Below are 21,609 nucleotides of genomic sequence, written 5' to 3' on the forward strand. Positions count from 1 at the left end.
TGTGCCCTTGCATGCCACGGCTGCTCAGGGAAGAATTGGGAGGCTGCGGCGTTGACTCGCCGCCCGGCGTGAACGACAGCAAGAGAACGATGAACGCTCCCTCGACCCATCTCGTCATCGCCGATGACCATCCGCTTTTCCGGGACGCGCTGCGACAGGCGGTGGCCGGCGTCCTGACCACGGCCAGGATCGACGAAGCCGGGTCGTTCGAGGATCTGACCAAGCTCCTGGAACAGACCTCGGGTGTCGACCTGATCCTGCTCGACCTCTCGATGCCCGGGATCTCGGGCTTTTCCGGCCTGATCTATCTGCGCGCGCAATATCCGGCGATCCCGGTGGTGATCGTCTCGGCGTCGGACGACAGCCCCACGATCCGCCGCTCCCTCGATTTCGGCGCCTCCGGCTTCATTCCGAAGCGTTTTGGCGTCGAGACCCTGCGCGATGCCATCCTCAAGGTGATGGAGGGCGACGTCTGGGTTCCCGCCGATACCGATCTGTCGGCGGCGGCCGATCCCGACATGACGCGCCTGCGCGACCGCCTGGTGACTCTGACGCCGCAGCAGGTCCGCGTGCTGATGATGCTGTCGGAAGGGTTGCTCAACAAGCAGATCGCTTACGAGCTCGGCGTCTCCGAGGCCACCATCAAGGCGCATGTCTCGGCCATCCTGCAAAAGCTCGGCGTCGAGAGCCGGACGCAGGCGGTTATCGCCGCAGCGAAGATCGCCGGCGGGCAGTGGAAGCAGGGCACGCCGGCGGGGTGAGGCTGCTACAGCGTCCTCAGGAGCGCATCCGCGGCCCCGATATCTTCAGTCTCGGAACCTGCAGCGAAACCGTCGCGCGCCGATTGGAGCAATAGCCTTGCGTCCTGATGACGACGCCGGACGACAAGAAGCTGCGCCAGATCGGTTGCCGCACGCAACTCCCACGCTTTCGCCCCCTTCGTGCGGCTGAGGTCCAACGCCTGCATCAGGCAGGCCTCGGCCTTGTCGATCCGCGGTACCAACTGGTGCGACAGGACCTTGCCCTTCATGCGCAGCAGTTCGGGCATGTAGAGGTGATCGCCACTTCGCGCGACGAGGCGGATCGCGTCGTCGATCAGGCCTGCGCTCTGCTCGATCCGACCGAGTACCAACAGGCCTTGGACCAGCGCGATGTTGAACGTCGTGGTGAGCAGCTCGTAGCCCGCATCGTGGAGTTCGCGCAGGCAGGCCCTGATCGTCTCGACGCCATCGGTCGCATTTCCGCGTCGGATCGCGATCTCGCCTTTGACGCCGCGACCGACCGCGAGATAGGGACCCATCGAACGCGAATTGGCATGCGCGATGAAACGGTCGATGTTCGTTTCGGCGCCGTCGAGGTCGCCATTCCACAGATCGATCGAGACCGCCCAGATCAGCGCGATGCAGAGTGTGATCGGATGATCCATCTGCGCGGCTTCGTCGATGGTCTGACGCGCCAGCCGCTGTGCATCCGCGGGCCGGCCCTGGAGCCAGAGTTCGCGCGCGAGCGAGATGCCGGCGCGATTGCGATGATCGAAGCCGTGGACCGTGCTGATCCGTTCTGTGCCCGGCCCCCGCCAGGCAGTCTCCAGCATGGCCATCGCTTCGCGATGCTCGCCGGCCAGATGCAAGGACACGCCCAGCAGCGAATGAGCGAGGGCGATCGAGTCGGCATCGCCGAGCGTTTGGGCGACCGCGAGACTTTGCTGGGCGTAACCGAGCGCGGCGTCGAACTGTCCCATCCGCTCGTGAAAGATATGCATGCGGCCGAGCAACTGGAGCTGGTTCGGCGCATCGCCGCGCGCCTCGGCGAGCGCAAGGGCCCTGCGCAACGCAGCATGCGCCGCCTCGCTGCCGCCGCGGGTGAACATCAAGGTCAGCCCGAGCGCAGCCTGGATGTGCATCTCCTCGGCGCTGCCGCGCGAGGACGGATCTATCGCAAGCAAGCTCCGTTCCGACCAGCGGCGGCATTCGGTCAGCAGCGACATCGCAAGGAAGATCGGTGCCGCAGCGGCGGCAAGCGCGATGCCGGCAACGATGTCGCCGCTTGCGCCGAAGCACCAGTCGAGCGCCGCCCGAACATTGTGAAGCGCGGAGAAGTGGACCGCGCGCTCGTCGGCGCTCGGCAGCGTCGCCCATGTCGTGCCGGCCTGTTCCAGCCACTGTCGGTAATAGGTCGCGTGGCGGGCGGAGAGTGCGGCGTCGAAAGGATCGATCTCGAGCAGATAGGCGCGCGTGGTGTCGAGCAGGCGGTAGCGCATCATGGCGCCGATCGGGCGCGGCGCAACCATCGACTTGGCGACGAGACCGTCGATGGCGTCGAACAGGCGGGAGCGGTCGACGCGGTCGTCCGGCACCACCTCGAGGGCGGCGTCGATGGTGAAGTGACCGGCAAAAACCGCGAGCCGGCGCAGCACGAGCCGCTCGGTGTCGGACAGGAGGCTGTAGCTCCAGTCCAGCGTCGCGTGCAGCGTCTTCTGCCGCGGCGGCGCGGTGCGTTGGCCCTGCCAGACCAGATTGAGGCGTTCGTCGAGCAGCGCCGCCGTCTGCTCCAGGCCGTAGGCTTCGACCCGGCCGGCGGCGAGCTCGATTGCCAGCGCCATTCCGTCGAGCTTGCGGCAGATGTTCGCGATGATCGCAGCATTTGCATCGTCGAGTAAGATCTGCGCGCCGCCGGCCGTCGCACGTTCGAGGAACAATTGCAATGCTGGATAGGTCTGGGCCGACGCGGCTGTCATCCCGGCATCGTCGGGCGGAACGGCAAGTGGCGCCAGCCGATACACCTGTTCGCCCTCGACGCGCAGAGACTCGCGGCTCGTGGCGAGGATGTGGACATGCGGTGCGCCGTGAAAGATCTCCGCCGCCAACGGTGCCGCTGCGCCGATGACGTGCTCGCAATTGTCCAGAATGAGCAGCATCCGTTTGTCCCGGAGATGCGCAAGCAATGCGGGGAGAGGATCGTCGGTCTGCGCCGGCAGGCCCAGCATCAGCAGAATCGAGGTGATCACGAGATCGGGATCGCTGAGCGCGGCAAGATCAACGAAATGCGCGGCGTCGCAGAATGTTTCGAGGAGGTCGTGAGCGATCGCCACCGCGACGGCGGTCTTGCCGACGCCGCCGGGGCCTGCGATTGTGACGAAACGGGAGGCGATAAGCCTGTCCGAGATGGCGGCGATTGCTTCCTCGCGCCCGACCATCCGGAGCAGACGGTTGGGGAGTTTTACGGGTGGCGGATCCAGGTTTGGCGTCGCGCGCGGCTCTGCGCGAATCTCCGTTTGCTCAATCGGTGCGACGAAACAATAGCCTCGGCCCGAGAGCGTGGTGATGTAGCGGGCGCCGTCCTTGCCGTCGCCGAGCGCCTTGCGCAGTGCGGCGACGTGGAAGCGCAAATTGGCTTCATCAACGGTGATGCCGGGCCACACCAGTGCCATCAGATCCCATTTGCTGACGACTGCGTTCGGCCGCGACATCAGCGCGATCAGCGTGTCGAAGGCTTTTGCGCCGAGCGGCAGCGCAACGCCATTGCGCGCAACGAGCCGCTCATGTGGCGTTACGGTGAACGGCCCGAACGATAAAGTTCCCGTCGCGGTACTGGCCGGCTCGGTCATGGTGAAATCTGATCCCTTCGAACCGACCGGATAGCCAGATGGCGACGACCGGGCAAGTGCGCACCTGCATCGGCATCAGACCGCGCATGCAGGCCTTGTGAGGCGCCCGCGTGACGACCTCATAATTTCTCACAAGTCCAAACGGGTATGCTCGGACGGTCGCTGCTAGTCATTGCTTCGACGGCAAGGAGACGTTCATGACACAAGCGGCGAAAACACTCTACACGGCCATGACCCACACCAGCGGCGGGCGACACGACGGCATATCACGCAGCTCCGATGGCCGCCTCGACGTCAGGCTGTCGCCGCCGGGTGGCGCAGGCATCGGCACCAATCCCGAGCAATTGTTCGCGGCCGGCTGGTCGGCCTGCTTCGAAGGCGCGATGGAGGTTGCCGCGCGCAAGCGGAAAATCGTGCTTCCGAGAAAAAGCGCGATCGATGCGGAAATCGATCTTCTCCTCGATGAGGGCACCTTCTCTCTAAGGGCGCGCCTCAATGTCAGCCTGCCGGGGCTCGATCCCGAGGTCGCGCGCGGGATCATCGATGATGCCCACCAGACCTGTCCTTACTCCGTCGCCGTGCGCGGCAATATCGACGTCACGGTTGCACTGATCTGACGCGCCACCAACGACCAACGAGGTACACCACCATGAAGCAAATCATCGATCGGAACCGCCGCAAATTCTTTGGCGTCGCCGCAGGAACCGTCACTGTCGGTCTCGGCATCGTCGACTTCGCCCGCGCCGAGACGGAAGCGCCGGGCCCTTCGGTATCGAATGCGTCGTTCGGAACGATCAAGCAGATCGACGCCGGCGTTCTCAATGTCGGCTATGCCGAGGCCGGCCCGTCCATCGGTCCCGTCGCGATCCTGCTGCATGGCTGGCCCTACGACATTCACGCCTTCGTCGATGTTGCGCCGATCCTCGCCAAGGCCGGCTATCGCGTCATCATTCCTTATCTGCGCGGTTACGGATCGACGCATTTCCTCTCCGGCGAGACGCTGCGCAATGGCGAGCCCGCCGCCATGGCGGCGGACATCATCGCGCTGATGGACAAGCTCGACATCAAGAAGGCGGTCGTCGCCGGCTTCGACTGGGGCGCGCGCACCGCCGACATCATCGCCGCGCTGTGGCCGGAGCGCTGCCGCGCGCTGGTGTCAGTCAGCGGCTATCTGATCTCCAGCCAGGCCGCCGGCAACGCGCCGCTGCCGCCATCGGCCGAGCTGCAATGGTGGTATCAGTTCTATTTCGCGACTGAGCGTGGCCGGGCCGGATACGAGAAGTACACGCACGATTTCGCAAAACTGATCTGGAAGCTCGCTTCCCCGCAATGGAAGTTCGACGACGCCACCTTCGCCCGGAGCGCGGCGTCGCTCGACAACAAGGATCATGTCGCGATCACGATCCACAATTACCGCTGGCGGCTGGGGCTCGCCAAGGGTGAAGCGAAATACGAGGAGCTTGAAAAGAAACTCGCGGCAGTTCCAGTCATCAACGTCCCGACGATCACGATGGAAGGCGACGCCAACGGTGCACCGCACCCCGACCCCAGCGCCTATGCCAAGAAATTTTCCGGCCGATACGAATTTCGGCTGATCACCGGCGGTATCGGCCACAATCTGCCGCAGGAGGCGCCGCAGGCCTTTGCCAAGGCTGTCATCGACGCCGACGGCGCTTGAGTAATCGTCAGTGCCTCGGTCCAGCCTCGCCTGGATCGAGGACATTCGTTAATCCCACCCCGGTGAAACATCATGACGTCGACTGAAACTGAAGAGAAGAGATCGTCGTTCCCGACGGTGATCGTGCTCGCTGCGATTGTGATCGTGGTTCTCCTGACATGCGTGCCCTATCTCGTTACGGTCGCGCTTGCGGAGGAGGCGGCGGAACGTGCTACGACCGACGCGTCGCCGATCTTCGGTGTCACGCTTCCGCCCGGCTACAAGCAGTGGGAGTTGATCGCGCCGGCAGAGGAGGCCGCCCCGCTCGACGAGCTTCGCGCTGTCGTCGGCAACCAGACCGCAATCGACGCCTATCAGGCCGGAAAGCTGCCGTTCCCCGACGGCACCATCCTGGTCAAGCGCGCTTGGAAGCGGAAGCAATCGTCTGATTTCGCATCCGCGACGGTTCCTGGCGCCGCGACCACCGTGCAGGTGATGGTCAAGGATTCCCAAAAATATGCCGCGACCGGCGGCTGGGGTTTCGGCCGTTTCATCAACGGCAAGCCGGTCGACGAGGCCCAGCACCGTACCTGCTTCGCCTGCCACGAAGCGCGGGTCAAGAACCGGGATTACGTCTTCACGCGGCTGGCGCCGTGAAGCGCCCGGAAACGATAATGTCGAAGACCTGGTTCATCAGCGGCAGCTCGCGCGGACTTGGCCGCGCGCTCACGGAAGCTGCGCTCGCGGCGGGAAATCGTGTCGTCGCTTCCGCGCGCGACACGGTTCCGCTCGAACCCTTGCTTGAACGTTTCGGGGAGCGATTGCGGCTGGCAAAGCTCGACGTGACCGATGATGCCGCCGCGCAGGCCGCGATCGGTCTCGCCGTGGAGGCATATGGCGACATCGATGTCGTCGTGAATAACGCCGGCTACGGCGAGCTCGGGTCGGTCGAGGACACCACCCTGGCGTCTTTCCGGCAGCAGATCGAGGTCAACCTGATCGGCACCATCATCGTCACCAAGGCGGCGATCCCCGTGCTGCGTCGTCAGCGCCGCGGCCATATCGTGCAGGTCTCGTCCGTCGGCGGACGGATCGGTGCTCCCGCCCGCGCCGCCTATTCCGCGGCGAAATGGGGCATCGAAGGCTTCTCGGAGTCGCTGGCGCGCGAGATGGCGCTGATTGGCGTCCACGTGACGATTGTCGAGCCCGGCGGTTTCAGGACCGGCTTCGCACAGACCGCGCACGCGACCGGAGAGGGGCGTACCGAGTATGATGCCGTCGTCGGCGCGGCCGTCAGGATGCAGCGAGACTACGACGGCCGCCAGCCCGGCGACCCCGCGAAGGCGGCAGCAGTTCTCCTGGAGATCGTCGAGATGGATCGACCACCCTTGCGCATCGCGCTCGGCAGCGATGCCGTCAACGCCATCTCCACGACTGACCGGAAACGTCTCGAAGAGCTCGAGAGCTGGCGCACACTCAGCGTGTCGACGGATTACTGAAGCGCTTTACTCCGCCGCCACCATCTGCTGCGTGCGCCACTGCCCGAGCAGCGCGCGCAGCGACGCCGGCTTCACCGGCTTGTTCAGCACCGCGACCTTCTCGTCGCGTGCGGCCACCTGCACGGCGGGGCTGCGGTCGGCGGTGATCAGGATCGCAGGGATTGCGTCGCCGAAACGGCGGCGGATCTCGCGGATGGCCGCGATGCCGTTGCCGCGGTCGAGATGATAGTCGACAAGGAGACCGGTGACGCGCCGTCCGGCGGCTTCGATCGCGGCGATCGCGCCCTCGGGATCGGCGACCGCGATCACCTCGGCGTCCCAGGCCTTCAGCAGCGTGCGCATGCCGTCGAGGATCGCGGCGTCGTTCTCGATGCACACGATGAGCGCGCCCGAGATCGGCGTGCGCGCCAGCGGCGTCGCGCTGGTCACGGCGGCGGTGTGGGTGATCGCCTTCGCCGTCGGCACCGTCACGGAGAAGACCGAGCCACCGCTTTTATTGCCGTCGATGGCGATGCCGTGCTTGAGCACGCGCGCCAGCCGTTCGACGATCGACAGGCCGAGCCCCAGCCCGCGCGCGATCCGCGCGCCCTGCTCGAGGCGGTGGAATTCCTTGAAGATCTCGCCGCGCTTGACCTGTGGGATGCCGACGCCGGTGTCGTAGACGCAGATCTTGAGCGACGGGCCTTGCCGGCGGCAGCCGACCAGCACGCGGCCGCGAGGGGTGTATTTGATCGCGTTCGAGATCAGGTTCTGCAGCAGGCGACGCAGCAGCAGCCGGTCCGATTCGACCGGCAGCGAGCAGGGCACGAACGCGAGCTTCAGATTCTTGGCGCGCGCGATCGGCGCGAACTCGATCTCCAGCGAGCGCATCAGGTCGGCCATCTTGAAACTCGAGATCGAGGTCGCCATCGCGCCGGCATCCAGCCGCGAGATGTCGAGCAGCGCGCCGAGGATTTCCTCGATCGCTTGCAGCGATTCGTCGATGTTCTCGACCAGCCGCGTCTCCTCGCCGCTGTGCTGTCGCTCGACCAGGCTCGTGACATAGAGCCGCGCCGCGTTCAGCGGCTGGAGAATGTCGTGGCTGGCCGCCGCAAGGAAGCGTGTCTTGGAGATGCTGGCGTCTTCCGCCGCGCTCTTGGCCAGTGCCAGCTCGGAGTTCAGCCGCGTCAATTCCTCGGTGCGGTCGCGCACGCGCTTTTCCAGCGTCGCATTGGCGCGCTCCAGCGCTTCCGCCGCCTCGAAGGTCGGCGTGACATCGGTGAAGGTGATGACGAAGCCGCTGCCCGGCATGCGGTTGGTGAGCACCTCGATCACCATGTGGCGTTCCGGCAGTCGTTCCAGATATGGCTCGCTGTCGGTGGTGTAGGCGGCGAGGCGCCGCTCCAGCATGGTCTCGCGCTCGACCGGGTCGTCCGGATCGCTCACGCCGATGAATTCCAGGATCTCGCGCAGCGGCGTGCCGAACTGGACGATGTGCGGGGGCACGTTGAGGAGATCGCCGAACTGCCGGTTGGAGCAGATCAGCTGCAGGTCGGCGTCGAACACGGCGATGCCCTGGCGCACGTGGTTGAGCGCGGTCTGCAGGATCTCGCGGTTGAAATGCAGGGCCGCGTGCGAGTCGTCGAGCAGTTTGAGCGCGGCCTTCGCCGAGACGGTGCGCTTGCGCAGCAACAGCGACATCACGAGGCGCGAGGAGGCAGCGCCGATCGAGGAGGCGATCAAATGCTCGGCGTGCTGCAGCAGCTCGAAATCGGCGGGCGCTCCGGTCTCCAGCCGAACGTTGCGCCGCGCCGAGAATGCCTCGAAGGAATGCCGGGCGCGCTCGGGTCCCAGATATTGCGCCACCGTGGTCTGGATGTCCTGCACGGTGACGGTGGTGCGCCAGCGGCGGAAGCTCGGCGAGATCGGCGCGAGCGTGTTGGGCACGAACAGATCGGCCTGCAACAGCTCGATGGACGACGGCCGGCGCGCCAGCGACAGCAGTACATAGGTCAGGATGTTGAGCGACAGCGACCAGATCACGCCGTGCATCAGGGGAGACAGATCGGCGCCGAACAGCGCCTGCGGCCGCAGCGCCTCGATGCCGAACGGGCCGTGCTGCAGCAGCAGGATGCCCGATGTCGAGGAATCCATGAAACTCGGGATGAACAGCGTGTAGAGCCACACGACGAAGCCGACCAGCATGCCGCCGATCGCGCCGCGCGCGGTCGCGCGCCGCCACAGCAGACCGCCGAAGAAGCTCGGCGCAAGCTGGGCGATGGCGGCAAAGGAGAGCAGGCCGATCGCCGCGAGCTGGGTATTGCCGAGCGCGCGGTAGTAGAAATAGGCCATCACCATGATGGCGAAGATCGCGAGCCGCCGCGAGCGCAGCAGGAAGTCGCTGAAATCGGCGCCGCCGGTGCGTCCCTCCGGCCGTCGCTGCAGCACCAGCGGCACCACGAGGTCGTTCGAGACCATGATCGAGAGCGCGACGCATTCGACGATCACCATCGCGGTCGCCGCCGACAGGCCGCCGACGAAAATGGCGACGCTGAGAAGCCCCGCACCGCCCTCCATCGGCAGCGCCAGTACGTACATATCGGGGTCGGCCGCGCCGAACGGGAAGCTGACGAGGCCGGCGAGCGCGATCGGGATCACGAACAGATTGATGGCGACGAGGTAGAGCGGGAACAGCCAGCGCGCGCGGCCGACCTCGGCGTCGGAGGAGTTCTCGACCACACTGACGTGGAACTGGCGCGGCAGCAGCATGATCGCGCAGAGCGACAGCAGCGTCATGGTGAGGAAGTTGCCGATCGACGGCGAATAATTGATGGCGCGCACCGCTTCCGGCGTCTTCATGGCGCGCTCGATCAATTCGTGCGGTGAGAACATCCAGAAGGTGACGAAGATGCCGGCGGCGAGGAAGGCGACCAGCTTGATGATGGATTCGGTCGCCACCGCCAGCATCAATCCGTGCTGGTGCTCGGTGGCGTCGGTCTGCCGCGTGCCGAAAAGCACGGCGAAGGCCGCCATCGCCAGCGTCACCATCAGCGCGACGTCGCCGACGATCGGGATGTGGGAGAAGGCCTGGTCTTCGCTCAGGATCGTCTCAAGCGAGGACGCCACCGCCTTGAGCTGCAGTGCGATGTAGGGCACCGATCCGATGATCGCGATCAGCGCCACCGTCGCCGCCACCGCCTGGCTCTTGCCGTAGCGGGCCCCGATGAAGTCGGCGATCGAGGTGATGTTGTGGGCCTTCGCCAGCTGGATTACGCGGCGGAGTACGCCGGCCCCCAGCCCGATCATCAGGATCGGGCCGACATAGATGGCGAGGAAGTCGGTCGAGGTACGGGTGGCGAAGCCGACCGAGCCGAAAAATGTCCAGGAGGTGCAGTAGATCGCCAGCGAGAGCGGATAGATCAGCCCGGGGGCACGCCCGCGCCCGGCCGGCGAGCGGCGGTCGCCATGGCTCGCCACCAGGAACAGGAAGCCGATATAGCCGAAGGCGGCGGCGATCACGCCCCAGTCGTGCAGCATGGCGAGGTGCGCTTCTCCCTGGGCGCCATCGCGCCCGATCTAATTTTCGCTGCAAACCTAGCGCGTTGGACGAGAGGAGGCGACAGCGAAATGCCGGCTGAAGGCGGGAACTGGGGGTGTCGTTAAGGTGAGGACGTGCGGCAGCGTCCTACCCTCCCCTGGAGGGGCAGGGTCGCTCGCGCGCAGCGCGAGCGGGCCGGGGTGATCTTTCCACACGGGTAGTCTTGGCGGGGAAAGACCTTCACCCCACCCCGTCTCACATTGCGCTACGCTTGACGTGAGCCGACCCTCGCCCTCCAGGGAGGGTTGAAGAACGCCTACTCCGCCGCCAGCGACTTCGCGCGCAGCGGCAGGCCGAGACGGTCCCACACCTGCAGCAGGGCTTCGGCGAGCTGATCGATCAGGCCGTCGTCGTGATAGGGCGAGGGCGTGATGCGCAGCCGCTCGCTGCCCTTGGCGACCGTTGGATAGTTGATCGGCTGGATGTAGATGCCGTGCTCTTCCAGCAGCAGGTCGGACGCCTGCTTGCACTTCTCGGCATCGCCGATGAACAACGGTACGATGTGGGTGTCGCTCGACATCACAGGCAGGCCGGCGGCGTTGAGGATCGCCTTGACGCGGGCGGCACGATCCTGGTGGCGCTCGCGCTCCCAGTTCGAGGTCTTCAGATGCTTGATCGCGGCGGTCGCGGCCGAGCAGATCGCCGGTGGCAGCGCGGTGGTGAAGATGAAGCCAGGCGCATAGGAGCGCACGGCGTCGATGATCTGGCCGTTGGCGGCGATGTAGCCGCCGAGGCAGCCAAAGGCTTTCGCCAGCGTGCCTTCGAGGATGTCGATGCGATGCATGACGCCGTCACGCTCGGCAATGCCGCCGCCGCGCGGGCCGTACATGCCGACCGCGTGGACCTCGTCGACATAAGTCATGGCGTCGTACTTCTCGGCGAGATCGCAGATCCTGGCGAGCGGAGCGACGTCGCCGTCCATGGAATAGAGGCTCTCGCAGACGATCAGCTTCGGCCGCTTCGGGTCGGCCGCTTTCAACAGCTGCTCCAGATGCGCAACATCGTTGTGGCGGAACACGACACGCTCGCAGCCGGACTGGCGGATGCCTTCGATCATCGAATTGTGGTTGAGCTCGTCCGAGAGGATGAGGCAGTTCGGAAGGAGCTTTGCGATGGTCGGGATGCCGGTCTGGTTCGAGACATAGCCCGAGGTGAACAGCAGCGCGGCTTCCTTGCCGTGGAGATCGGCGAGCTCGGCCTCGAGCTGGACCAGCGGATGATGCGTGCCGGCGATGTTGCGGGTGCCGCCGGCGCCGGTGCCGACGCGCGTCGCGGTCTCGACCATGGCGCCGACCACCTTCGGGTGCTGGCCCATGCCGAGATAATCGTTGGAGCACCAGATCACGACGTCGCTCTTGCCCTTGGGCGAGTGCCAGACCGCGTGCGGGAATCGGCCGGCCGTGCGCTCCAAGTCGGCGAAAACCCGGTAGCGGCGCTCGGCGTGGAGACGATCGAGGGCGGAATCGAAGAACTCGTTGTAATCCATCGGCGAAAACCTAAGACGGAACTGACCAAGAGGGCCGCATCTTCTTAGAGCTTTTCCAGCTCCAATGTCTATGCGCTATCCCACATTTGGCCGTGAGGAGCATTTGGGCAAAATGCCCTATCGTGCGATTTGAAATTTGATCCCGATCAAGTTTGCGCAACATATGATGTTGCTCTGCAGCATCCGCGGGTGGCGGATTTTGGCCAGCTCGGTCTTCCTTGGCGGCCCCCGGCACGCGCTTTCCTTGACGCTGCTGCCGGCCCGATCAATCCGAATTTCGCAGCGCATGCGCCATTTGCCCGGAGAGCATGCTCAACCAGGTCTTCGAAAGGACCCTTCCATGAAGCGCGTGATGATCCTCAACGGTCCCAACCTCAACATGCTCGGCATCCGCGAGCCGCACATCTACGGCATCACGACGCTCGCCGAGGTCAACGCGAACTGCGAGGCGGCTGCCGCACCGCTCGGGCTCCAGCTCGCCTTCCACCAATCCAACCATGAAGGCGTGCTGGTCGACCTGATCCAGTCGGCGCGGCAGGACGCCGATGCCATCATCATCAATCCGGCCGGCTTCTCCTTCACCTCGGTCTCGATCATGGACGCGATCAAGACGTTCGAAGGTCCGGTGCTGGAAGTCCACATCTCCAACATCCACGCCCGCGACGAATATCACCGCCACTCCAAGATTTCGTTCGTGGCGACCGGGGTGATTTGTGGGCTGGGCCCGTTCGGCTACATCGCGGCGCTGCACGCGATCGCGAACATGAAGTGAGGTGTCTCAAGACCACGATGCGCTCCTCGCTCCGCAAGCGGGGAGAGGCGAAGAAAACCTTACGTCGTCTTGAACTGCAGCACGCCGTCCTTCGTCTCCGCCGTCAGCCGTCCTTCGACGATCATGTAGTTGACGTGCGCGACGAGCTCGCCGGCGGCAAAGCCCATCTGGTGCTCGTCGAGCACATGCTTGTTGAACACGACGGGCACCAGCGCGCGCGAGGTCTGCGGCACCTCGCGGCAGGCTTCCGCGATCAGGCGGCAGCGCTCTTCATGGTGGTCGGCGAGTTGCTTGATGCGGGTCTTCAATCCGTAGAACGGCACGCCGTGGCCGGGCAGCACCAGGACGTCATAGGGCAGCGTCGTGGTGAGGCTGGCCAGCGAGGCCAGGTATTCGCCGAGCGAGTTCTGGTCGGGCTCGACCGCCCAGACGCTGACATTGGGCGAGATCTTGCTCAGCACCTGGTCGGCGGAGAGGAATAGCTTGTCGTCGGCGCAATACAGCATCACCTGGTCGAGCGCGTGGCCGCCGCCGGTGATCACCTTGAAGCGGCGCGTGCCGATTACGACGTCCTCGCCGTGCGAGATGCGACGGTAGGAGGGCGGCAGTACCGAGACGCGCTTGAGATAGTCCTGGCCGCGGCCTAGCAGCTTTTCGGTGAGCGACTCGTCCATGCCGTGGCGACGGAAGAACAGCCGCTGCGCTTCCTGACGCTCCGCGGTGCCGCGGTTCTGGTGATAAACCGATTGCAGATATTCGACCTGCGACATCACCAGCTGGCAGTTGAACCGCTCGACGACCCAGCCTGCAAGCCCGACATGGTCGGGGTGGGAGTGGGTGACGATCAGGCGCGTGATGTGGACGCCCTTCAGCGGTCCGTCGAACAGCTTGGTCCAGGCCTCGATCGTCTCCTCGTTGCCGAAGCCGGTGTCCACCATCGCATAGCCGTCGCCGTCGGCGAGCAGGTAGATGTTCACGTGGTTGAGGCGGAACGGCAGCTTCAGCCGCGCCCACAATACGCCGGGCCTGACCTCGACGACCTCGTCGTGGCCGGGGTGCTGTTCCCAGGGATAGCGCAGGGCCTCGGCCGAGGACTGCGCGGTGTCGGTTTTCGCGTTCATGCTATCGGCTTAAACCCGCCGCGACCGGGGCGCCAGCCGAAAAAGGCTGCGCGGCCCGCTCGCATGGCGGTCATTCCGGGGCAGTTTTCCGTAGCCCGGATTACGCTCGCTCCATCCGGGCTACCGACGAACGGCTTACGCCGCCCGCATGTTGTTGAGGAACGCGTCGATTTCTCCGCGCAGCATGTCGGCTTCGCGCCGGAGCGCGTCGGAGGCGCTCAGCACTTCGTTTGCCGCGGCACCGGCTTCGGCGGAGGCGGTGGAGACGCCGACGATGTTGCTGGAGACCTCGCTGGTGCCGCCGGCCGCGTGCTGGATGTTGCGGGCGATCTCGCGGGTCGCCGCGCCCTGCTCCTCGACCGCGGCCGCAATCGTCGTGGTCACGTCGTCGATCTCGCCGATGATCCGGCCGATGCCCTGGATGGCGCCGACCGCCGACGTCGTGATGTCCTGCATGCTGGCGATCTGGGTGCGGATCTCCTCCGTCGCCTTGGCGGTCTGGCTCGCGAGGCTCTTCACCTCGGAGGCGACCACCGCGAAGCCGCGGCCGGCCTCGCCCGCACGCGCCGCCTCGATGGTGGCGTTGAGCGCGAGCAGGTTGGTCTGCGAGGCGATGGTCTGGATCAGGTCGACCACGACGCTGATGCGGCTCGCGCTGTCGGCGAGGCCCTGCACCGTGGCGTCGGTCGCGCCGGCCTCGTCGACCGCCTTCTTGGCGATCGCGGCCGAGGTCACGACCTGCTTGCTGATCTCCTCGATCGAGGACGACAATTGCTCGGTCCCCGATGACACGGTCTGCACGTTGACCGAGGTCTCCTCGGCGGCGGAGGCGACTGCGTTGACCAGCGCGTTGGACTGATCGGCGGTGGTCGACATGCTCTGCGCGGTCGACTGCATCGAATTGGCCGACTGCGCCAGATTGTCGAGCGCCGAGCGCACCGTGTTTTCGAATTCGGCGATCTTGGCTTCCATGCGCGCGGCCCGCTCCGCCTTGGCGATCCGGTCCTTGTCCTGATCGGCGGCGAGCGCCCGGGCTTCGATCATGCTGTCGCGGAACACGGTCAGCGTGTCGTTCATCGCGCCGATCTCGTCATTGTTCTTGGCGCGCGCGATCTCGGTCTCGAGGTCGCCGGCCGAGAGCAACTGCATGGCGCGTTGCAGGCCGGTGATCCGGCGCAGGATGTTTCGGCCGACATAGAGCCAGACGAACAGCGCCGAGCCGACCAGCATCAAGGCCCCCAGCGCCAGCATCACGGTCGTCGCCAGCGAGGTCTCCTGCTGCGCCTGGGAGGTCGAGGCGTTGGTCTCCTTCTGCACGCCGTCGACGAGTTGCTGCACGCTGATGCCGAGGCCGACATTGAGCTTGCGGGTCTCGTCAAGGATGGTCTGGCCGTAGTCGACGGAGTCGAGCTCCTTCTCACGCAGATTGAACACGCCGGTCTTGCCGGTGCCGAGCGCGAGCAGCTTCTCCGCCGTCTCGCGCAGCATCTTGTTGCCCTGGTTGTCGGGCAGCAGATCGAGGTTGGAGCGCAGGCGGCCCTGGGCCGTCTTGAATCCCTTCTGGATGTCGTCGAGCTTGTCGCTGGTGTTGGCCGACAGCGCCGCACTCATGTCGGCGGCGGCGAGATTGCCGCTGGCGACGACGTTGCCGAGCTGGCCGACGGTCTGTGCGGCGTCGCTGGCATCCGCGGCGGACAGGTCGGCCGAGCCGAGAATGGCATTGACCCGGGTCTGGGCGTCCAGCATGGCCGGGCTGGCCGCGCCGACGAAGGCGCCTTGCGCGTTGCGCAGCGCGTCATATTGCTTGTCGTGAAGGGCGGCAATGTCCAGCCGTTCGCGGGCGGCCTTGGCCAGGCTCTGGGCCGCCTCGTTGATGCTCTTCATCGTTTCGCTGAGGCCGGCGACGACGGTCTTGTCACCGCCGAGCTGGATGATCTCGGTCAGCTTCTGCTGGGTCTGCTCCTGCAATTCCTTGAGCTTCTTGGTGCGCTCGTTCAGGGCTTCCTCGTTTTGCGCCGCGAGCAGGGCCGGTCCTTGTGCCGCAAGGCTCGCACTCAATGCCGACAATTGCAGGCTGGCGGCTAGGCGCGGAATGTCCCGTCCGCTCAGTTCGGTCATCCGTCCGCCGAGATTCTGCAGCGCCAGGCCGGCGCCGGCCGCGATCACGAGGCCCATGCCCGCGACCACCGCAAAGGCCGCGAACAGGCTGCCACGCACGCCCCAGGCCGGCAGTTTGAAGCGAGGCAGAAAACGGCCCAAGCGGCCAAGCCCCAGACGGATCGCCATCGAAATTCCCCCAACATCTTGCTTCTGGTTGTGGCCGGCAGTATCCGCACCGCGGGTTAAAAATTCGCAATCTCCGCAAACGGTTGCGCCAGTTCCGCAGAGCGAAAAAAGGGCCGGCGAAAATCGCCGGCCCCCTGTCATGGTAAGCTTGTGGTAACTATCAGTAGCGCGCGACGGCCGGGCTTGCCCAGTTGAAGCGGTAGTTGACGCCCGCCTTGATGGTGTGGTCGTCGGTGGTGAAGCTGCCGGTGCCCGCGAGCGGACCGCCGGTGAAGCTCGCGTCACCGAAATTGTAGTACTGGTACTCGGCCTTGGCCGACCAGTTCGGGGCGAACATGTATTCGAGGCCGGCGCCGACGGTGTAGCCGTTGCGATGATCGCCGGTGATGACGAAGGCGGCCGGCACGCCGCCGACGGTCACCTTCTCGTTGTTGTCCGAATAGGCGTAGCCGCCCTTCACATAGACCAGGCCGGGGCCCCAGGTGTAGCCGACGCGGCCGGTGATCGAGCCGAGGCCACGCTGGTCGTTGGTGTAGACGCCGCCCGGAAACACGGCGCCGACGCTGCCGGAGAGCCAGGAATACTGGCCTTCGACGCCGACCACGAAATTCGGGTGGAACTGCCAGTCGGCACCGACCTGCACGCCGCCGAGGAAACGGCCGTTGCCGTTGTTGCCGGTGGAGAGGCCGCTGAAATTGTTGTCGCTGGAGAACGCGCCGCCGACATGGCCGCCGATGTAGAAGCCGGTCCAGTTGTAGATCGGCGCGGCATAGGCCGGCGCGGGCGACTTGTAATAGTTGCGGTTGCCGAGATCGGCGCCGACGGCCGGCGCAGCCGCGCCCACCACGAGCAGCGCAACGGTCGCAAACAAAATCTTCTTCATCGTCTTGAACTCCGACACTTTAAGGTCCCCGGCAGGCGCGCTTTCCGCGCCGCATTGGTTTTGCAGATAGCTCCCTTTTGACGAAAATGCTGTCACATGCATGGCACAGCGGCACCCAACCTAACTTATTGGGCTGCAAATGATTTTCGTGCTTAATGCCGACTTAAGAAGCGGTGAAGGAAGGCTTAACTCCACGGCGCTTCGGTAACCTGCGAGCGTCCTTCGTTAACCAAGACGCCGTCGCGCCTCATCCCGCATCTGCTCGCGGAACGCCGCGCGCTTGGCGGGGCGGTCCTCCTCGCGCACGTCATGGCGATCGAAGATGTCGAACTTCTCCAGGATGGGATAGCGCTCGCTGGCCATCGCAAGCACGCGAAGCAGCTTCGTGGCCTCCGGCAAAGGACCGCTCACCTCCCAGCGCCGGATGGTGTCGCCGCCGCCCTTCTCCGGCAATCCGCAGAGCTTTGCCATGTCGGCCGCCGTGAGCTTCCGCTCGAGGGCATCGGAGAGGTCGGCGCGGAGTTGCTTCAGTTCGGGCCCGGTCATGTCGCCTCGATACGCGAAGTCGATGAGGCAATGCCCTAGCGCTGATTCGGGTCCATCCGAAGGCGGGTATGGATCCGTCCGAAGTGGTGGTGACGCCCGTTGCTTCGGCACAATCGCCTGCGCACGAAGTTATGAACTCGTACCTATGGACATAGTCCGATCCATGAACACATGGCACAGCGACCGAGGGATCAACCATGACAAGCATCAAACTTGCGATCGCCGCGCTCGTCACAACCGGGCTGCTTGCCGCGCCCTTCTCGGCTGAAGCGAAGAAGGCGCGGTCGAGCCGACATTACAGCACGAGCGTGGTGGCCCCGACCTATAGCGGTGCCGGCGCGCCCGCGGCGCAGCCGAGGGCGTCTTACGGCTCGTCCGGACAGACGGTCGGAACGGTCACGGCGCCCTCGGTCGGATCGTATAATTGGCCCTCGGTCGGCGTGACCAATGCGGTTCCGACCTGGAGCAACACGACGCGGTAGGGGCGCCGATCGTCTTCCGTCCGCTCCGCCTCGCCAGACCCATGAGGCACAATTTCGTCCACCACGCGTTGTTCGATGACCGATGCACTACATCCGAAAGGATCCTTCATGACGAGAACGAGAATCTTGCTTGCCACGCTCGCTGCAGCCGGAGCTATGGCCCTGTCAGTCCCCGCCGGTGCGCAAACCTCCACGACGGGCGCCCAGAGCAACACCACCGGGACCCCAGGAGTGCCTTCGGCGCAGACCGCGCCCTACGGCAGCTCGGGACAGACCGTCGGAACGGTCACGGCTCCATCGGTGGGAAGCTACAATCGGCCTTCCGTCGGCGTGACCAATTCGGCCCCCACGTGGGGCAACACCAATCCTTCCGCGAAATAGGATCTCGCCGACGAGGGCTCAGTCGGCCGGCGCGCGCTCTTTCCGTCCACCGCCGCCAGCAGCTCGCGCGTATAGTGATGCTCGGGCGCTGCGAACAGTTGCGCGGTCGGCTTCAGCTCGACGACGGCGCCGCGCTGCATCACCGCGATGCGGTCGCATATCTGGGCGGCGACGCGCAAATCGTGGGTGATGAACAGCATCGAGAGGCCGAGTCGCGCCTTGAGGTCTTCGAGCAGCCGCAAGACCTGCGCCTGCACGGAGACGTCGAGGGCGGAGACCGCTTCGTCCGCGACGATGATCTCGGGCTCGAGCGCGAGCGCGCGCACCCTGCCTTGCATCCCGCTCGTCGGGCATCCTGGCGTAGCGCATGCTACGCCGCCACGACGTCTTGCGCAGAACCTCTTCAAGCCCGTGCACGAAGCAACTGTCGGAGCGCGCGAACAGGGGCTTCGCCCGCGCTCCGTCAAGAATGCGTCGCGCCTCTTGCAATCCCTCATTGTTGTGAGCTACCGTCTAAGCCTTTGCGGGTATTTTTTGAGAGATTTTTGCATGTGGCGATTATTGGCCGCTTTGATTCTCGGGATTCAGGTCAGTTCGGTTTCGGCACAATTGCTTCCGCTGCCCATACCCGGTCCGCCGGCAACTACCGCAGAACCAACGCCTCAGGAAGTTGAAGCGAGCGCAAATGAGTTGAGCAAGCAACCAGTGCCCGATAAGGACGCCCTGCTCTTACGAGAATTAGATCGGTTGGATGCCGAAATTTCCCGCGCGACCCAGCAGTTCCAAAGAGCCAACAGTTTCAAAAATCAGCAGTCTGTCATGGCGGCCGCGGGCGACCGTCTTATGGCGCAGGCCAAGGTGTTGTCTCAGTTCGATTGCGCCAACAACATCGCCAAATTTCCTCAGGCTTTGAACTCTTACTTCCGTGCATTCGGTGAACTGACTACCGTCGCCGCCAGCAGTTCGTTGGGCAATCTCGACTTCACGCCTTTCTTTTTTCAGAACGATCCCAATCCCGCCACGTCATGCGCTGAGGCGAAGACGAAGTTCGGGTCATCCGACTATCTTGAGGCGCAAGCTCAGGTGCTTTCAGGAACCCAAAAGGCTCTGGCCGATTTCGTCGCGGCCCAGACAAACCTCGCTAACGCGGAAACAAGGTACCTGGAGGCTTTGAAGAAGCGAAGGGCTTCGGTTCAGGACAAGCTGAACGCTTCGCAGCCGGCGGCTCAGATTGGCAGCAATTTATGGCTTCTCCTCCTGATATTGGCGATCGCATGCGTCGCGACAATTCTCGGAATCAAATTGTTCGAGCCCGAGCTCCAGATGGAATGGGTAGCCTCGGGTCAGGTCATCCAGTTTGTGACTGTGATGATCCTGCTCAGTGTGATCCTGGCGCTCGGTTTGTCCGGAAAGCTGCTAGAGAACACTCTGGGAACGCTTCTTGGCGGGATTGCGGGCTACGTCCTTGCGCAGGGCGTTGGCCGGTCAGCAGCAAGGAATGTTGCCAACGCTGCGGCTGCAGCAAGTGTACCCGCGCCGCCAGCACCTCCATCACCGGCGCCGGCGGCAGCGCGCGTGCCTCCTGCACCGCCAGCACCTCTCCCGCCTGCACCCGCGGCTCCGTGACGCCAAATCCCCGCAAGTAGAGCTAACATCTCGAGGGGCATTTGCTCGCGGCAGCTTGGTACTGCCTACACCGCCGGCGCGCGCTCTTTCCGTCCGGGCACCGCCGCCAGCAGCTCGCGCGTATAGGCATGCTCGGGCGCCGCGAACAGCTGTGCGGTCGGCTTCAACTCGACGACGGCGCCGCGCTGCATCACCGCGATGCGGTCGCAGATCTGGGCGGCGACGCGCAAATCGTGGGTGATGAACAGCATCGAGAGGCCGAGTCGCGCCTTGAGGTCTTCGAGCAGCCGCAAGACCTGCGCCTGCACGGAGACGTCGAGGGCGGAGACGGCTTCGTCCGCGACGATGATCTCGGGCTCGAGCGCGAGCGCGCGCGCAATGCCGATGCGCTGGCGCTGGCCGCCGGAGAATTCATGCGGATAGCGCTCGAGTGCGCCGGCATCGAGGCCCACCATCTTGAGCAGATCGCGGGCGCGGTCGAACGCCGCCTTCGGATCAAGGCCGGCTGCGATCGGGCCGTCGGCAATGATGTGGCCGACCTTGCGGCGCGGATTGAGCGAGGCGAACGGGTCCTGGAAGATCATCTGGATGCGATGGCGCTCGGCGCGCAGCGCCTTGCCCGAGAGCGAGGTGAGTTCTGTATCGCCGATCCACACCGTGCCGCGGTCGGCCTCGATCAGCCGCATCACCAGCCGCGCCACCGACGATTTGCCCGAGCCGGATTCGCCGACCAGGCCGAGCGTCTCGCCCTTGAGGATGTTGAAATTGACCGCGCGCGCGGCATCGACGCGGCGGTCCTCGCGGAACCAGCCGCCCGAGGTGACATAGGTCTTGTCGAGCCCGATCACCTCGACCGCCCTGGCCCTGTCGTCGAGCGGCGCGCGTGCCGGCGGGTCCATCGACGGCACGGCAGCGAGCAGCGCCTTGGTATAGTTGTGCTGCGGCGCGTTGAATACCGTTGCGGCCGGGCCTTCCTCGACCACCTTGCCGTGTCGGAGCACGACGACCTGGTCGGCGATGTCGGCGACGACACCGAAATCGTGGGTGATGAACATCACCGCCATGTTGCGATTGCGCTGCAGGTTGCGGATCAGCTTGAGGATCTGCGCCTGCGTGGTGACGTCGAGCGCGGTGGTGGGCTCGTCCGCGACCAGCACGGCCGGCTCGAGCGCGAGCGCCATCGCGATCATGGCGCGCTGGCGCTGGCCGCCGGAGAGCTGGTGCGGATAGGCGCGCACGATTCGTTCGGGGTCGGGCAGCCCGACCTCGCGCGCCAGCGACAGCGCCTTGGCGCGCCGTTCCCTCGGCGTCAGCAGGCCATGGGCCTCGAACATCTCCGCCATCTGGTCGCCGATCCGCATCAACGGATTGAGCGCGGTCATCGGCTCCTGGAAGATCATCGCGAAACGGCGGCCGCGCAGATCGCGCCAGCCGTCGTCGTCGAGCTTGAGCAGGTCGCGTCCCTCGAACTGGATCTCGCCGGAGGCGACCGAGACCGTATCGGGCAACAGGCCCATCAGCGCATGCGCGCACATCGACTTGCCCGAACCGGACTCGCCGACGACGCAGACGATCTTGCCGGGCCGCAAGTCGAGCGAGACGCCATCGACGGCAAACGGACGCTCGGCGCCCTCAGGCAGCGCGATCCGCAAGTTCTTGATGGAGACGGCGGGCGGAGCGGTCATC

Annotated in this window: 17 protein-coding genes and 1 pseudogene; 9 read left to right on the plus strand and 9 right to left on the minus strand. The window is 65.1% G+C overall.

The annotated features are described in order from the left end of the window. The first annotated feature begins 89 nt into the window (after positions 1 to 89). The gene (locus tag CIT40_RS04120; protein ID WP_094896023.1) at positions 90 to 761 is read left to right on the plus strand and encodes a response regulator; all 672 of its coding nucleotides are present in this window, start codon (positions 90 to 92) and stop codon (positions 759 to 761) included. A 5-nt stretch (positions 762 to 766) separates the two neighbouring features. Here CIT40_RS04120 and CIT40_RS04125 read toward each other — a convergent pair whose 3' ends face one another. Continuing rightward, the gene (locus CIT40_RS04125) at positions 767 to 3,607 is read right to left on the minus strand and encodes an ATP-binding protein (protein ID WP_094895854.1); all 2,841 of its coding nucleotides are present in this window, start codon (positions 3,605 to 3,607) and stop codon (positions 767 to 769) included. 197 nt (positions 3,608 to 3,804) lie between these two features. Here CIT40_RS04125 and CIT40_RS04130 point away from each other — a divergent pair, with 197 nt between their 5' ends. The 4 genes from CIT40_RS04130 to CIT40_RS04145 all read left to right on the plus strand — a co-directional run bounded on the left by CIT40_RS04130 (position 3,805) and on the right by CIT40_RS04145 (position 6,763). Then, a complete protein-coding gene (locus CIT40_RS04130) occupies positions 3,805 to 4,224 on the plus strand; it encodes an organic hydroperoxide resistance protein (RefSeq protein WP_094895855.1) in 420 nt (139 codons plus the stop codon). Positions 4,225 to 4,256: 32 nt separating this feature from the next. Then, positions 4,257 to 5,285, plus strand: a complete 1,029-nt coding sequence (locus tag CIT40_RS04135) for an alpha/beta fold hydrolase (RefSeq protein WP_094895856.1) — start codon at positions 4,257 to 4,259, stop codon at positions 5,283 to 5,285. Positions 5,286 to 5,357: 72 nt separating this feature from the next. Then, positions 5,358 to 5,921: a cytochrome P460 family protein gene (locus CIT40_RS04140; RefSeq protein ID WP_094895857.1), complete on the plus strand. Its 564-nt coding sequence runs from the start codon at positions 5,358 to 5,360 to the stop codon at positions 5,919 to 5,921. A gap of 17 nt (positions 5,922 to 5,938) precedes the next feature. Further along, the gene (locus CIT40_RS04145) at positions 5,939 to 6,763 is read left to right on the plus strand and encodes an SDR family NAD(P)-dependent oxidoreductase (protein WP_094896024.1); all 825 of its coding nucleotides are present in this window, start codon (positions 5,939 to 5,941) and stop codon (positions 6,761 to 6,763) included. 6 nt (positions 6,764 to 6,769) lie between these two features. Here the strand turns inward: CIT40_RS04145 and CIT40_RS04150 are convergent, their stop codons facing one another. Both CIT40_RS04150 and hemA read right to left on the minus strand, forming a co-directional pair. After that, positions 6,770 to 10,279 (minus strand): PAS domain-containing hybrid sensor histidine kinase/response regulator, encoded by a 3,510-nt coding sequence (locus tag CIT40_RS04150; protein ID WP_094895858.1) that lies wholly within the window; start codon positions 10,277 to 10,279, stop codon positions 6,770 to 6,772. A 317-nt stretch (positions 10,280 to 10,596) separates the two neighbouring features. Beyond that, a complete protein-coding gene (gene hemA / locus CIT40_RS04155; RefSeq protein ID WP_094895859.1) occupies positions 10,597 to 11,826 on the minus strand; it encodes a 5-aminolevulinate synthase in 1,230 nt (409 codons plus the stop codon). Positions 11,827 to 12,166: 340 nt separating this feature from the next. Between hemA and aroQ the strand changes: the two genes are divergently transcribed. Next, complete coding sequence (gene aroQ / locus CIT40_RS04160) at positions 12,167 to 12,598, plus strand: type II 3-dehydroquinate dehydratase (protein ID WP_094895860.1); 432 nt, start codon at positions 12,167 to 12,169, stop codon at positions 12,596 to 12,598. Between the two features lie 59 nt (positions 12,599 to 12,657). On the opposite strand, the gene CIT40_RS04165 is transcribed toward aroQ, so the two are convergent. From CIT40_RS04165 to CIT40_RS04180, 4 genes are all read right to left on the minus strand, one after another. Continuing rightward, complete coding sequence (locus CIT40_RS04165; protein ID WP_094895861.1) at positions 12,658 to 13,719, minus strand: MBL fold metallo-hydrolase; 1,062 nt, start codon at positions 13,717 to 13,719, stop codon at positions 12,658 to 12,660. A gap of 135 nt (positions 13,720 to 13,854) precedes the next feature. Beyond that, positions 13,855 to 16,005 carry a methyl-accepting chemotaxis protein gene (locus tag CIT40_RS04170; RefSeq protein WP_094895862.1) on the minus strand — a complete coding sequence of 717 codons (2,151 nt, stop codon included), beginning with the start codon at positions 16,003 to 16,005 and terminating at the stop codon, positions 13,855 to 13,857. A 160-nt stretch (positions 16,006 to 16,165) separates the two neighbouring features. After that, positions 16,166 to 16,888 (minus strand): outer membrane protein, encoded by a 723-nt coding sequence (locus CIT40_RS04175; protein ID WP_094896025.1) that lies wholly within the window; start codon positions 16,886 to 16,888, stop codon positions 16,166 to 16,168. 225 nt (positions 16,889 to 17,113) lie between these two features. Beyond that, entirely contained in the window at positions 17,114 to 17,434 is a 321-nt protein-coding gene (locus tag CIT40_RS04180) for a hypothetical protein (protein WP_094895863.1), read from the minus strand. A 197-nt stretch (positions 17,435 to 17,631) separates the two neighbouring features. Between CIT40_RS04180 and CIT40_RS04185 the strand changes: the two genes are divergently transcribed. Then, on the plus strand, positions 17,632 to 17,916 hold the full coding sequence (locus CIT40_RS04185) for a hypothetical protein (RefSeq protein WP_094895864.1): 285 nt from the start codon (positions 17,632 to 17,634) through the stop codon (positions 17,914 to 17,916). Positions 17,917 to 18,024: 108 nt separating this feature from the next. Continuing rightward, positions 18,025 to 18,297 carry a hypothetical protein gene (locus CIT40_RS04190; RefSeq protein WP_094895865.1) on the plus strand — a complete coding sequence of 91 codons (273 nt, stop codon included), beginning with the start codon at positions 18,025 to 18,027 and terminating at the stop codon, positions 18,295 to 18,297. Here the strand turns inward: CIT40_RS04190 and CIT40_RS04195 are convergent. Further along, a pseudogene (locus CIT40_RS04195) lies at positions 18,225 to 18,629 on the minus strand (hypothetical protein); the annotation flags it as partial. The gene CIT40_RS04190 and the pseudogene CIT40_RS04195 overlap by 73 nt on opposite strands. Before the next feature lie 217 nt (positions 18,630 to 18,846). On the opposite strand from CIT40_RS04195, the gene CIT40_RS04200 reads away from it, so the two are divergent. Continuing rightward, positions 18,847 to 19,923, plus strand: a complete 1,077-nt coding sequence (locus CIT40_RS04200; RefSeq protein ID WP_193550903.1) for a hypothetical protein — start codon at positions 18,847 to 18,849, stop codon at positions 19,921 to 19,923. Between the two features lie 65 nt (positions 19,924 to 19,988). Here CIT40_RS04200 and CIT40_RS04205 read toward each other — a convergent pair whose 3' ends face one another. Next, positions 19,989 to 21,608, minus strand: coding sequence for an ABC transporter ATP-binding protein (locus CIT40_RS04205; protein WP_162307345.1), 1,620 nt, complete (start codon positions 21,606 to 21,608; stop codon positions 19,989 to 19,991). Position 21,609: the final 1 nt, after the last annotated feature.

Source organism: Bradyrhizobium amphicarpaeae, from assembly GCF_002266435.3.
GTDB lineage: Bacteria > Pseudomonadota > Alphaproteobacteria > Rhizobiales > Xanthobacteraceae > Bradyrhizobium > Bradyrhizobium amphicarpaeae.

Excerpts from the sequence above, each read along its gene's own strand:
- aroQ (WP_094895860.1), top strand. The coding sequence starts at position 12,167 with ATGAAGCGCGTGATGATCCTCAACGGTCCCAACCTCAACATGCTCGGC.
- CIT40_RS04180 (WP_094895863.1), bottom strand. The coding sequence starts at position 17,434 with ATGACCGGGCCCGAACTGAAGCAACTCCGCGCCGACCTCTCCGATGCC.
- CIT40_RS04170 (WP_094895862.1), bottom strand. The coding sequence starts at position 16,005 with ATGGCGATCCGTCTGGGGCTTGGCCGCTTGGGCCGTTTTCTGCCTCGC.
- CIT40_RS04190 (WP_094895865.1), top strand. The coding sequence starts at position 18,025 with ATGACGAGAACGAGAATCTTGCTTGCCACGCTCGCTGCAGCCGGAGCT.
- CIT40_RS04145 (WP_094896024.1), top strand. The coding sequence starts at position 5,939 with ATGTCGAAGACCTGGTTCATCAGCGGCAGCTCGCGCGGACTTGGCCGC.
- CIT40_RS04205 (WP_162307345.1), bottom strand. The coding sequence starts at position 21,608 with ATGACCGCTCCGCCCGCCGTCTCCATCAAGAACTTGCGGATCGCGCTG.
- CIT40_RS04135 (WP_094895856.1), top strand. The coding sequence starts at position 4,257 with ATGAAGCAAATCATCGATCGGAACCGCCGCAAATTCTTTGGCGTCGCC.
- CIT40_RS04165 (WP_094895861.1), bottom strand. The coding sequence starts at position 13,719 with ATGAACGCGAAAACCGACACCGCGCAGTCCTCGGCCGAGGCCCTGCGC.
- CIT40_RS04175 (WP_094896025.1), bottom strand. The coding sequence starts at position 16,888 with ATGAAGAAGATTTTGTTTGCGACCGTTGCGCTGCTCGTGGTGGGCGCG.
- CIT40_RS04140 (WP_094895857.1), top strand. The coding sequence starts at position 5,358 with ATGACGTCGACTGAAACTGAAGAGAAGAGATCGTCGTTCCCGACGGTG.
- CIT40_RS04185 (WP_094895864.1), top strand. The coding sequence starts at position 17,632 with ATGACAAGCATCAAACTTGCGATCGCCGCGCTCGTCACAACCGGGCTG.
- CIT40_RS04125 (WP_094895854.1), bottom strand. The coding sequence starts at position 3,607 with ATGACCGAGCCGGCCAGTACCGCGACGGGAACTTTATCGTTCGGGCCG.
- CIT40_RS04120 (WP_094896023.1), top strand. The coding sequence starts at position 90 with ATGAACGCTCCCTCGACCCATCTCGTCATCGCCGATGACCATCCGCTT.
- CIT40_RS04150 (WP_094895858.1), bottom strand. The coding sequence starts at position 10,279 with ATGCTGCACGACTGGGGCGTGATCGCCGCCGCCTTCGGCTATATCGGC.
- hemA (WP_094895859.1), bottom strand. The coding sequence starts at position 11,826 with ATGGATTACAACGAGTTCTTCGATTCCGCCCTCGATCGTCTCCACGCC.
- CIT40_RS04200 (WP_193550903.1), top strand. The coding sequence starts at position 18,847 with ATGTGGCGATTATTGGCCGCTTTGATTCTCGGGATTCAGGTCAGTTCG.
- CIT40_RS04130 (WP_094895855.1), top strand. The coding sequence starts at position 3,805 with ATGACACAAGCGGCGAAAACACTCTACACGGCCATGACCCACACCAGC.